Genomic DNA, 10,933 nt, shown 5'->3' with positions numbered 1-10,933 from the left:
CCTCGGGGTCGTGTTCGACCCAGCCGGGTTCCGGATAGATCTGCTCGTGTTTTTTGTAGGCGTTCGCGACGACTCGCCCGTCGTGGTCGAAGACCATGAAACGGGTTCCGGTGGTGCCTTGGTCGATCGCACCGACGTATGTGTTTTCTGTCATCTGTAAACAACTCCTGTGGGTTGAACCCCACCGCCGACGCCACCCCCACGTCGAACAGTTAACGTAGCTCAAGAAATATCATAAATGTTTCTTAGATTACTTTCCCGAGACAGTCAGACCGGCAATCAGGTCTTCGTCCGCGGCGTTCGACTCGCCGGCGCCGTCAGGCACATACCCGTTCGGACGAACGGCTAGTGATGACGCGAAACACGGACGTTGTCGTGGTGGGCGGCGGGGCGACGGGCGCGGGCGTCGCCCGCGACTTGGCGCTCCGCGGCGTCGACGTGACGCTCGTCGAACGCGGCGGACTCGCCTCCGGGACGTCGGGTCGGTCGCACGGCCTCCTCCACAGCGGTGCGCGGTACGCCGAGTCCGACGAGGTGGGCGCCCGCGAGTGCATCGAGGAGAACCGAGTTCTCAAGGACATCGCCGGCGCGTGCGTCCGCGACACCGGCGGCCTGTTCGTCCAACTACCCGACGACGACCCGGAGTACTTCAAGGCCAAGCGCACGGCCTGCGAGGACGTCGGCATCCCCGTCGAGACGCTCTCGTCCGAGGCGGCCCGCGAGGCGGCGCCGGGCCTCTCCGAGGAGGTGGTCCGCGCGATGGAGGTGCCCGACGCGGTGGTCTACCCCTCTCGCCTCGTCGCGGCCAACGCCGCCGACGCCCGCGAGCACGGCGCGACGATTCTCACGGACGCCCCCGTCGAGGACCTGCGCGTCGAGGAGGGGGGCGTGACGGCCGTCGACGTCGGCGGCGCCGTCGACGACGAGATTCGGGCCGAACGGGTCGTCAACGCCGCCGGCGCGTGGGCGGGCGAACTCGCCGCGATGGCCGGCGTCGACGTGGAGATGCGCCCGACGCAGGGCGTGATGGTGTCGGTCCGACACGAGGGGCTCGGGCCGGTACTCAACCGCACCCGCGACCCCGCCGACGGCGACATCGTCGTCCCGCACGACGGCGAAGTCGTCCTCGGGACGACGAGCGTCGAAGTCGAGGATCCGACCGACTACGAACGCTCCGAGGAGGACGTCGACCGGATGCGAGAGGCGTGCGCCGAGATGCTGCCGCCCGTCGCAGACGCTGACCACGTCCGGACGTGGTGGGGCGTCCGACCCCTGTACGCACCCGACGAGGACACCCGTGAGGGCGCCCGCGGCATCTCCCGCGGCTTTTTCGTCCTCGACCACGCCGACGACGGCGTCGAAAACCTCACGAGCGTCGTCGGCGGAAAGCTGACGACGTATCGCCAGATGGCCGAGGCGACGGCCGACCGCGTCTGCGAGACACTCGGCGTCGAGGCCGACTGCCGGACGGCCGAGGAACGACTGCCCGGCGCTGACGACGCGGAGACGCTGGATTCGCTGGTCGAGGAGTTCGGCGGCGCGGGGCCGACGGACGAGGACGTGGTGCGTCGATAACTCGGAAAAAACCGCTTCGGGGGCGCTCAGACGAGCGCTTCTTCGAGCAGTTGGAGCGGGTGCTTGATGTCGTAGCCGGTGCCGTGCTCCATCTGCATCGAACACGTCGGGCACTCGGTCATGCCGACGTTCCCCTCGGCGTGTTCCATGTGGTCGAACATCTCCTCGCCGATCTTCATCGAGGTGTCGTACTTCTCGTCCTTCCAGCCGTACGTCCCGGAGATGCCCGAACAGGAGTCGCCCACGTCCTCGATGTTCACGCCGTCGAGTTCGCGGAACAGTTCGACCGCCTGCCGTTCGAGTCCCTGGTTGCGGGCGTGACACGGCGCGTGGTAGGCGAACGACTGCTCCTCGACGGAGGCGTCCTCGATTTCGGATTCGAGGTCCTCGTGGATGCGGAGGTACTCCATCGCCTCGTAGGTGTGCGCCGACACCTCGGCGGTGCCGTGGAACTCGAACAGTTCGGGGTACTCCTGCCGCAGCGACATCGAACAGGAGGTGCAGGAGGCGATGACGTCGTAGCCCTCGTCGATGAGGTCCGAGAACTCCGAGACGTTCACCTCTGCGGCGCGTTCGGCGTCGTCGAGCATCCCGTTGGCGAACATCGGCGTGCCCGAACAGCGCTGGCGCGGGACGGCTATCTCGTAGCCGAACTCCTCGAACACTCTCACCAGCGCCTTCGCCACCTCGGGCGTGTTGTAGTTCGAGTAACAGCCGTGGAAATACGCGATTTTCTTCTCTTCGGAGGACACCTGCGCGCCGCCGCGTTCGTGCCACCACTCGCGGAACGTCTGCTCTGCGAACTCGGGGAAGTCGCGTTCGGACGTGATTCCCAGCACCTTCTCGTTGACCTTCTGAACGAGCGAGTTGTTCAGCGCGAAGTTCGTCAAGCGCGGCACCTTGCTCCCGATTTCCGCCATGATGCGGTAGTTCGAGAGGAGCCTGTTCCGCAGGTACTCCCGCGACAGTTTGTCCATCTGCTTGTCGACGTACTCGCCCCGAGCGGTGTTGTGCATCTGACTCAGGGGGACGCTCGACGGGCAGGCGTTGTCACAGCGCATGCAGTTCGAACAGGAGGTGATGGAGTCGTCGATGTCCTCGTCGTCCTTGCGCTTCAGGCGCCACTGCTCGGGGCCCTGGAACTTCGGTCCCGGGAAGTCGTCGTCGACTTCGGCGACCGGACAGGTGGTGTCGCACGTCGTGCACTTATAGCAGTTGTCGGCGCCGGGGCGGAGGTCCATCTCCGTCTCGTCGTCGAACACCTGCACGGGTTCGAAGTCGGTCTGTTCGTCTGGCGTCGGGTTCGATGGGTTCTCTGCGTCGCTCATGTGGTGTGTGGTCAGGCCTCCTCGCCCGCGCGGCCGCCGGCGACGGCGGCCGTCGCCAGCGAGACGCCGCTGGCGGATTTCTCGCGGGCCACGTCCGCGCCGCCGACGACGCCGCCGGCCGCGCGGAGGTTCGCAAACTCCGGTTCGCCACTCGCCGTCGTGGGTCGCAACTCCTCGTCGGGGACGACGCCGAACCGCGCGAACGCGTGGCCGCCGAACGCCGCCGACTCCGACCAGTCGTAGCGGTCCTCCGGGTGGGGGACGTGACAGTCGAAGACGGGTTCGGTGACGCGTTCGCGGTCCGAGCCGATGCCCTTGCCGACGAGTCCGCCCGTCGCGAGGACGAACTGCTCGGCGTGGTACGGCACGTCCTTGCCCTTGCGGTCGACGTACACCGCCTCGATGCGGTCGCCGTCTGCCTCGTAGCCGACCGCGGGGTTGCCCGTCGAGAGGCGGATGCCCGCCTCGTCGAGGGCCTCGAACAGTCGGTCCTCCAGTTTGAGACCGAGGAGGCTCGGCGGCCCCGTCGGCACCTCGAACACGGAGACGCCGAGTCTGTCCGCCAGTTCCTCGCGGACTTCCTCGTCGTGGTCGTCGCCGAGCATCGCCGGGAAGCCGACGCGCTCCTCGCCGTCCAGATGCTCTCCGACCGATTCCGCGAGGGCGCGCCGGACGCCGCGGCCGTCGTCGGCCGCCTCGTCCTCGTCCAACGCCTTGGCGAACCGCGTCGCGCGGGCGTCGTCGCGGAATCGAATCGGGAACGGAACCGTGACGCCGCGCGCCTCGAACGGCACGCCGGCGGCGACGACGTGGTCGGCGACGACGGGCGCCGAGAAGTCGGTCGTCGACTCGAAACCGACGAACAGGGCGTCCTCCTCGACGCTTGCGAGGCCGGGGGCGACCGAGTTCGGGTACCGCGCCGTCGGTTTGACCGTCCCGCCGTAGGTGGGGACCAGGGCGTTCGCGTCGGTGTGGCCGCCGGCGTACATGTCGCCGACGGCGTCGTCGAAGAGGCGGAGGCCATCTCTGACCCCCTCCTCGCCGACGATTCTGTACGGGTGGTCGTCCGGCAGGTCGGTAATCGCGCCGTAGGGGTCCGCGCGCGGGCCGTCGCCGTCGACGTATCCGAGCACGTCTATCAGCCCGCTGGCCTGTCGGAGCGTGCTCTTCTTGTGTGCGACGAGGCGGACGGACCGTCCCGTCTCCCGCGCCGCGAGGGCCGCCGTCGCCGCGGCGAGGCCGCCGCCGACGACGAGGACGTCCTCACGAATCGGCATTCTCTCCCTCCGTGCCCCCGTCCGTCGCCGCGCGGTCCGGGTCGTCGCCGGTCGCTCCGCCGGCCGCGGCCGGCGCTGCCTCGCCCGCGTCGAACGCGGCGAAGTCGATCACCGAGTCGGAGGCGGCCGGGTCGCCGTCGCGGTTCATCGTCGTCGCGTGGAGCATATGCTTCAACATCGCCTGCGACAGTTGCTCGCCCCACAGGGCGTGTCGCTCGCCCTTCCAGCGCTCCTGGTAGAGTTCGTCCAAGGAGTCGCGGACGACGAGTTCGTCGTGGTCGTGTATCAGTTCGTTCGCCATCCGGTGACAGCAAAAGGCCCCCTGACAGTTTCCCATCGAGGAACGGGTGCGGATGCGGACGGCGTTGAGGTCGGTGCCGGAGTGGTCGATGGCGTCGTGAATCTCCGCGCGGGTGACCGCCTCGCAGTCGCAGACGACCGGGTTCGGACCGTCCCACCTGCCCAACACGTCGTCCGTGCGCGACCCGAGTCGCTGCGCGCTCCGGCGGCCGACGGGCGAACGGATGCCGAACTCGTCCATCCACTCGCGGAGGACGGAGAAGTCTGACGACCCGGGAAGCGGTTCCTCGGCCGTCCGGCAGTCGGCCTCGACGCCGAGTGTCTCGCAGACGTGGTTCGATATTTTCTCGGCCATCATGCGGTAGGTCGTCAGTTTCCCGCCGACGATGGAGGCCATGCCCGGCAGGCCGTCGCGGTCGGCGTGGTCCAAGAGGAAGAAATCGCGCGTGATGTCCGTCGGGTCGACCGTGCCGGTTCCCGGCGGTTCGTAGAGGGGACGGACACCCCAGAACGACCGGATGGTCCGCGCCTCCGAGAGCATCGGGACGAGTTCGGAGAGCGTATCTATCATCAGATCGACCTCCCAGCCCTCCTCGGGGTAGTCCTCGGGGTCCTCGACCTCCTCGTCGGTCGTTCCGAGGATGCAGGTGGTCTCGTGCGGGACGATGATGTCGGCGTCCCCCTTGGGCCGGCAGCGGTTGACGACGGTGTCGACCTGCCGGACGTTCATGATGGTCATGACGCCTTTCGAGGGGCGGACGGCGACTTCGACGCCCGCCATCTCGCCGATTTGCCCGGCCCACGCGCCCGTCGCGTTCACGACGTAGTCGGCGTACAGTTTCTCGCGGGTGCCCGGTTCGCCGTCGCCGATGCCGATGGCCTTCTCGCCGTGTTCGACTTCGACGCCGACTATCTCGTCGTCCTCGACGAGGACGTCGACGACTTCGGCGTGGGTTTCGACGCGCGCGCCGCGATCGATGGCGTCGGCGGCGTTGGCGACGCAGAGGCGGAACGGGTCGATGGCGCCGTCGGGGACGCGGATGGCCCGCTTTACGTCCTTCGCGAGGTACGGTTCCATCTCGCGGGCCTCATCGCCCGAGAGCACCTCCGCGGGGATGCCGCAGTCGCGACAGCCCTGCAACTTCTGCTCGAAGTACTCGTCGTCGTCCTCCGGTCGCTGGACGAACAGGCCGCCCGTCATCTCCACGCAGTGGGTGGCGATTCTCCGCAGGACGCGGTTCTCCTCGATACACTCCCGCGCGGACGGTTGGTCCGATACCGCGTACCGCCCACCGCTGTGGAGGAGGCCGTGCATCCGGCCCGTCGTCCCGTGTGTCAGGTTCCCCTTCTCGACGAGGGTGACGTCGAGTCCGCGCATCGCGAGGTCGCGCACGATGCCGCACCCGGTCGACCCCCCGCCGATGACGAGGACGCTCGGCGTTTCGGTCATCTCACTTTCGAGTGGTGGGGCCGCCCGTACTTTATTTTACCTCCCGTCCCCCACCATGCGTAAATTACCGTTCCGATCCGCGATATACGAGTCCCTGCCCTCCCGAGCGAGGATAGACCGCTCGAAGTTCCTTCTCTCGGCCGGCCGAACGGAAGAAATCCGTTGGATAGACACGAACGATTATAATAGTTACTGGCGGTTGCCACGTGGTTGTCGGATCGAGGGGATCACCCGGACCGACGCCGACGAGGCGGCGCAAGAGAACCGAAAGGGGCCCGTTCGACGGGCGCGCCGAGACCGTGTGTTTTTATCGGTCCTCGGAGAATGATGCAACGACTCCCGGAGGACGACATGCGACTCACCGACAGAATCGACCGACGCCGACGCCGCGGAGACGGCTCTCGCCACCCGGTACGGGACCTGTCCGCGCTGAACCCCACGCACCACCTCGAGGAACCCGTCGGTCGCGGACCGACGCTCGAACGCCTCCTCGACCGACTGGACCCGGCGTTCGACGGTCGCCTGCCCGAGAACCTCTACGTTCACGGGCCGAAGGGTGCGGGCAAGTCGGCGGTCGTCTCCGCGCTGTTCGCCCACCTCGCGGCGACGACGCCGGGCCGTCGGGGGACCATTCGGACGACCACGCGGGCGGCCGCGCCGGCGGTCACCGAGTTCGCGGCCGTCGACGCGCGCGTCGCGCCGACGGAATTCGCCCTCCTCCGGACCGTGCTCGCGGCCGTCGCCGACGACGCCGTCCCCGAACAGGGCGTCGGCACCGCGGCCCTCCGCGACCGACTCCGCGCGGAACTCGACCGCTCGCGCCGACTGGTCGTCGCCGTCGACCACGTCGGCGAACCCGGGACGCCGGACCTCGCCGACGTGGACGCCGCCTTCGAACCGGTGGCGGACGCCCTCTCGTACGCCGCCGTCGGGCGCGACGCGCCAGAGTCGGCGGGGACCGCCGACGCGACGGTCGAGATACCGGCGTACGAACGCCACGCCCTCGTCGACGTGCTGACCGAACGCGTCTCGGACGGCCTCGCGCGCGACGCCCTCGGCCACGAGACGGTGAGCGAGGTGGCCGCATGGGCCGACGGCGACGCGCACGACGGACTCGCGGCCCTGTTCGGTGCGGCGGCGGCCGCCGTCGACGACGGCGCCGCCCGCGTCGGCCCTTCGCACGTCGATACGGGGTGCGACGCGGTGCCGGCGGAGTGCTGTTCGCTCGGCCGGGTGCTCGCGCTCTCCGCGAGTCGGCAACGCGTCCTCGCGTCGCTCGTGTCGCTGAACCCGGCCGACCGCTCGTCGGTGACCGCCGCCGCCGACGCCGTCGCCGCGGACGCTTCCGTGAATCTCTCGGCGAACACGGTCAAGCGCGTCCTCTACGAACTCGCGGAGTCGGGACTCGTCCGTCGGGTGGAGACGGCCGCCGACGGCGACGGTCCCGGCCGGCCCCCCACGCGTCCGGAGCCGAACTTCCCGACCGCCGTCTTCGAGCGCCTCCGCTCGGCCGACGCCGGCGGCACTCACCCCGAGCGGTGACTCTTTGCCGGCGTGCGCCGAACCGCGCCCATGGACACCGACGCGCCGCCGCTGGTTCTCGACATCGACGGGACGCTCACCGACGACCCCGGCCGCCTCGACCCGCGGGCGTGCGAGGCGCTCTCGGCGTGGGAGGCGCCGGTCGTGCTCGCCACCGGCAAAGCGTTTCCCTACCCCGTGAGCCTCTGTCACTACCTCGGCATCGAGAAGAACGTCGTCGCAGAGAACGGCGGCGTCGTCCTCGCGGACGGCGAGGTGACGTACACCGGCGACCGAGAGCGTGCACAGGCCGTCGCCGACGAATTCGCGGAGCGCGGCGGCGAACTCGGCTGGGGCTCCTTCGACGACATCAACTACTGGCGCGAGACGGAGATCGCCGTCGAGCGGACGGCCGACGAGGAACTGCTTCGCGCGGTGGCGACGGAGTACGAGATGGAGGTCATCGACACCGGCTACGCCTACCACGTCAAGACGCCGGGCGTCGAGAAGGGCGTCGGCTTCGAGCGCCTCTGCGAGACGCTGGAGATGGACCCCGAGGCGTTCGTCGCCGTCGGCGACAGCATCAACGACGTGTCGACGTTCGGCGTCGCCGGCCGCTCGTACGCCGTCGCCAACGCGGACGAGGCGGCGCGTTCGGCCGCCGACGAGGTGCTTGAGGAGTCGTACATGGACGGGACGCTCTCGGTGCTGAGCCGGATTCGGGCGTGAGCGGACGCCGGTTCAGACCTGCGCCCCGTCGGCGCCCTCGTCCTCGAACGGCGCGAACGTGCCGTTGATGTCCCACTCGTGGATGCAGTAGCGGCTTCCGACCTGCTTTTCGCCGTCCTCCTCGACTACCGTCCACGTCGTCTCGACGCCGTCCCATCGCTCGACTCGGCCGCACCGCTCGCAGGTCCGTTCCGTCGGCGTGCGGAGTGTCGGTTCGGTCATGGTTACGGGGAATGTCGGCGCCGGGAGGATTAAGCTTGCTCCCGCGGCAGCGACCGCGTTGCGAGTCCCACGCTGCGAGTCGGGAAACGGGAGAGGGCTCGACTCGCCGCGACCGCCGCCGTTTTTGACGGCTCCCGCGAACGCTCGGTATGGGCTTTCACACGTTCGACATCGAACGCGCCGCCGACCTCAACGACGAGGGGCGCTACCGCTACTGCTCACGCGAGGAACTGCTCTCGCTTCTCGACCCGGACCCGGACGCCGTCGTGGCCGACCTGGGGAGCGGGACGGGCTTTTACACCGACGACGTGGCCCCGCACGTCGGCACCTGTCACGCCGTCGACGTACAGGCGGAGATGCACGAGTTCTACCGCGAGAAGGGCGCCCCCGACAACGTCGAGTTCGTGACGGCCGACGTGGGGTCGCTCCCGTTCGAGGACGGCGAACTCGACGCGGCGTTCTCGACGATGGTCTACCACGAGTTCGCGAGCGAGGAGGCGTTCGCGGAACTCGCCCGCGTCGTCCGCCCCGGCGGCCGACTCGTCACCGTCGACTGGTCGAAGGCGGGCGACGGCGCGGACGGGCCGCCGACGGACGAGCGGTTCGGACTCGGCGACTGCGTCGCCGCTTTCGAGGCGAACGACTTCGATATCCGCTCGGCGACGACTCGGCGCGAGACGTTCGTCTGCGTCGCCCGCCGCCGGTAACGAACGGTACTCCGGCGCCACGACTCGGACGAACGTCGAGTGATTTCAGAATATACTAGTCGATTCTAGGAATAGATTCCGAAAGATGTTGTACTAGGATAACTTTTTCACCGAAGCGTGTGATAACAAGACACATGACACTGAACCACGCGAAAGTCGACCCGTACTCCCCGGCGGAAGGCTACTACGAGTGCCGCGACTGCGACGCGCGCTTCTCGGGGTCGGGAATCACGACGTGCGAGGAGTGCGGCAGCGACGCCGTGTTCAACATTTCGGTCTCCCGGGAGTAGTCGCGGGCCCGAGCCGTCGCACTCGACTCGTCTCTTCTCTCGCTCCGACTCGACCTGTCGCACTCGGATCGCTTTACGCTCGGTTCAGTCGACGCTTCGCGCCGCGGTGTCTTCCTCGTCGTCTATCTCCGCCAGTCCGGCGTAGCGGTCCACGAGGAGGACGAGGACGGCGCCGAGGACGGCCGCGACGGCGAAGACGGCGTACCCCTCCGTCGTCCACGTGCGACCGAGTTCCGCGAGTTGATTCGTCGTGCTCACCACCGGAGCGCGGAGGGCGCCGACGATGAGGGCGACGAGGAAAGCGAGCGTCGGTTCGCGGTGGTGTTCGAGCGCCCAGCGGACCGCGTGCGCGACGGTGAACAGGCCGACGACGGCGCCGAGCATGAACGCGACGACGACGACGCCGCTCTCGGCGACGGGACCGACCGGTCCGCCGAGGGCGAGTCCGAGGAGACCGTCGACGAACGCCTTCAGCGTCCCCGTCATGTACTCGTACTGCCCGAGGAGGATGAGCAGCAGCGACCCGGAGATGCCGGGGAGGATCATCGCGCTGATGGCGATGGCGCCCGCGACGAACGTGACCGGTGCGCTCGTCCCCAGCGACGCCGCGGCCTGTCCGGAGAGAACGAACGCGAAGACGAATCCGGCGACTGCGGCGCCGATTCGTCCGGGCGTATCCATCTCGACTTCGGAGAACAGCACCCACGCCGAGGCGGCGATGAGGCCGAAGAAGAAGCCGAACGTCGGGACGGGGAAGTCGGTGATGCCCACGTGGACGACGCGGGTGATGCTGACGACGGCGGTGGCGATGCCGGCGCCGAGGGCGAGGAGGAACCGGACGTCCATCTCGCGGAGGGCTTGGACGGCGTCAGTGCGGCCGTCGGGAGCGACCCCCCCGAGGACGTCGACGATTCGACCGGGCGAGACGGCCGTGACGGCCGCGATGAGTCGCTCGTAGATTCCGGTGACGAGCGCGATGGTGCCGCCGGAGACGCCGGGGACGGCGTCCGCGGCACCCATACAGACGCCTTTGAAAAACACGACGAGCCACGAGGCGGTGACCTCCCCCCGCGCGTCGTCGGAAGCCTTCGACATGCCCCGTCGTTCGTCGCGGGGGTACTCCCGTGTTTCGTTCTGCGCGAGCGGTGCGACTCGACCGGAATCGGTGCGACTCGGCGCCCTCCGCTGTCAGTTCTCGGGACGGAGGAGAACGTTGAAACGCTCACGACGAGTGAGACGCGACAATGAAACTGAGCATCATCGGCAGCGGTTACGTCGGGACGACCATCGCGGCCTGCTTCGCGGAGGTCGGACACGAAGTGGTCAACGTCGACATCGACGAGGACGTCGTGGCGACGCTGAACGACGGCGAGTCGCCCATCCACGAACCCGGCCTCGACGACCTCATCGAGAAGCACGCCGGCGACCGACTCCGCGCGACGACGGACTACGAGGCGGTCCTCGACACCGACGCGACGTTCCTCGCCCTGTCGACGCCCTCCACCGACGACGGCCACATCGACCTCTCCATCAT

At 68.5% G+C, this 10,933-nt stretch carries 12 protein-coding genes; 6 read left to right on the top strand and 6 right to left on the bottom strand.

What is annotated here, in order from left to right; all coding sequences use genetic code 11:
• Positions 1 to 154: FGGY family carbohydrate kinase (locus C474_RS21480; RefSeq protein ID WP_152421661.1), on the bottom strand; the 154-nt coding region annotated here is incomplete at its 3' end.
• 197 nt (positions 155 to 351) lie between these two features.
• Between C474_RS21480 and C474_RS13020 the strand changes: the two genes are divergently transcribed.
• A complete protein-coding gene (locus C474_RS13020; RefSeq protein WP_008387568.1) occupies positions 352 to 1,575 on the top strand; it encodes an FAD-dependent oxidoreductase in 1,224 nt (407 codons plus the stop codon).
• Positions 1,576 to 1,601: 26 nt separating this feature from the next.
• Here C474_RS13020 and C474_RS13015 read toward each other — a convergent pair whose 3' ends face one another.
• From C474_RS13015 to glpA, 3 genes are read right to left on the bottom strand one after another with little or no spacing between them, the layout of a single operon-like run.
• On the bottom strand, positions 1,602 to 2,903 hold the full coding sequence (locus C474_RS13015; RefSeq protein ID WP_008387567.1) for an anaerobic glycerol-3-phosphate dehydrogenase subunit C: 1,302 nt from the start codon (positions 2,901 to 2,903) through the stop codon (positions 1,602 to 1,604).
• 11 nt (positions 2,904 to 2,914) lie between these two features.
• On the bottom strand, positions 2,915 to 4,180 hold the full coding sequence (gene glpB / locus C474_RS13010) for a glycerol-3-phosphate dehydrogenase subunit GlpB (protein ID WP_008387565.1): 1,266 nt from the start codon (positions 4,178 to 4,180) through the stop codon (positions 2,915 to 2,917).
• Positions 4,167 to 5,930, bottom strand: a complete 1,764-nt coding sequence (gene glpA / locus C474_RS13005) for an anaerobic glycerol-3-phosphate dehydrogenase subunit GlpA (RefSeq protein ID WP_008387563.1) — start codon at positions 5,928 to 5,930, stop codon at positions 4,167 to 4,169. Before glpA ends, glpB begins: the two co-directional genes overlap by 14 nt.
• Positions 5,931 to 6,281: 351 nt before the next feature.
• Between glpA and C474_RS13000 the strand changes: the two genes are divergently transcribed.
• Together C474_RS13000 and C474_RS12995 are read left to right on the top strand one after the other, a co-directional pair.
• The gene (locus C474_RS13000; RefSeq protein WP_049916967.1) at positions 6,282 to 7,472 is read left to right on the top strand and encodes a Cdc6/Cdc18 family protein; all 1,191 of its coding nucleotides are present in this window, start codon (positions 6,282 to 6,284) and stop codon (positions 7,470 to 7,472) included.
• 30 nt (positions 7,473 to 7,502) lie between these two features.
• Positions 7,503 to 8,180 (top strand): phosphoglycolate phosphatase, encoded by a 678-nt coding sequence (locus tag C474_RS12995; RefSeq protein ID WP_008387559.1) that lies wholly within the window; start codon positions 7,503 to 7,505, stop codon positions 8,178 to 8,180.
• A gap of 12 nt (positions 8,181 to 8,192) precedes the next feature.
• On the opposite strand, the gene C474_RS12990 is transcribed toward C474_RS12995, so the two are convergent.
• Positions 8,193 to 8,402 (bottom strand): HEWD family protein, encoded by a 210-nt coding sequence (locus tag C474_RS12990; RefSeq protein WP_008387556.1) that lies wholly within the window; start codon positions 8,400 to 8,402, stop codon positions 8,193 to 8,195.
• A gap of 149 nt (positions 8,403 to 8,551) precedes the next feature.
• On the opposite strand from C474_RS12990, the gene C474_RS12985 reads away from it, so the two are divergent.
• Together C474_RS12985 and C474_RS22075 are read left to right on the top strand one after the other, a co-directional pair.
• Entirely contained in the window at positions 8,552 to 9,109 is a 558-nt protein-coding gene (locus C474_RS12985; protein WP_008387554.1) for a class I SAM-dependent methyltransferase, read from the top strand.
• Between the two features lie 134 nt (positions 9,110 to 9,243).
• Complete coding sequence (locus tag C474_RS22075; protein WP_008387553.1) at positions 9,244 to 9,399, top strand: rubrerythrin-like domain-containing protein; 156 nt, start codon at positions 9,244 to 9,246, stop codon at positions 9,397 to 9,399.
• Between the two features lie 84 nt (positions 9,400 to 9,483).
• On the opposite strand, the gene C474_RS12980 is transcribed toward C474_RS22075, so the two are convergent.
• Complete coding sequence (locus C474_RS12980) at positions 9,484 to 10,494, bottom strand: DUF368 domain-containing protein (protein ID WP_008387551.1); 1,011 nt, start codon at positions 10,492 to 10,494, stop codon at positions 9,484 to 9,486.
• A gap of 149 nt (positions 10,495 to 10,643) precedes the next feature.
• Here C474_RS12980 and C474_RS12975 point away from each other — a divergent pair.
• On the top strand, positions 10,644 to 10,933 hold a 290-nt coding region (locus C474_RS12975), incomplete at its 3' end, for a 3-hydroxyacyl-CoA dehydrogenase NAD-binding domain-containing protein (protein WP_008387549.1).

Origin of the sequence: Halogeometricum pallidum JCM 14848 (assembly GCF_000337095.1) — an archaeon.
In the GTDB taxonomy this organism is placed as follows: domain Archaea; phylum Halobacteriota; class Halobacteria; order Halobacteriales; family Haloferacaceae; genus Halogeometricum; species Halogeometricum pallidum.
Note: the sequence above shows the minus strand (reverse complement) of the source record. Positions and strands in the feature narration are given on the sequence as shown.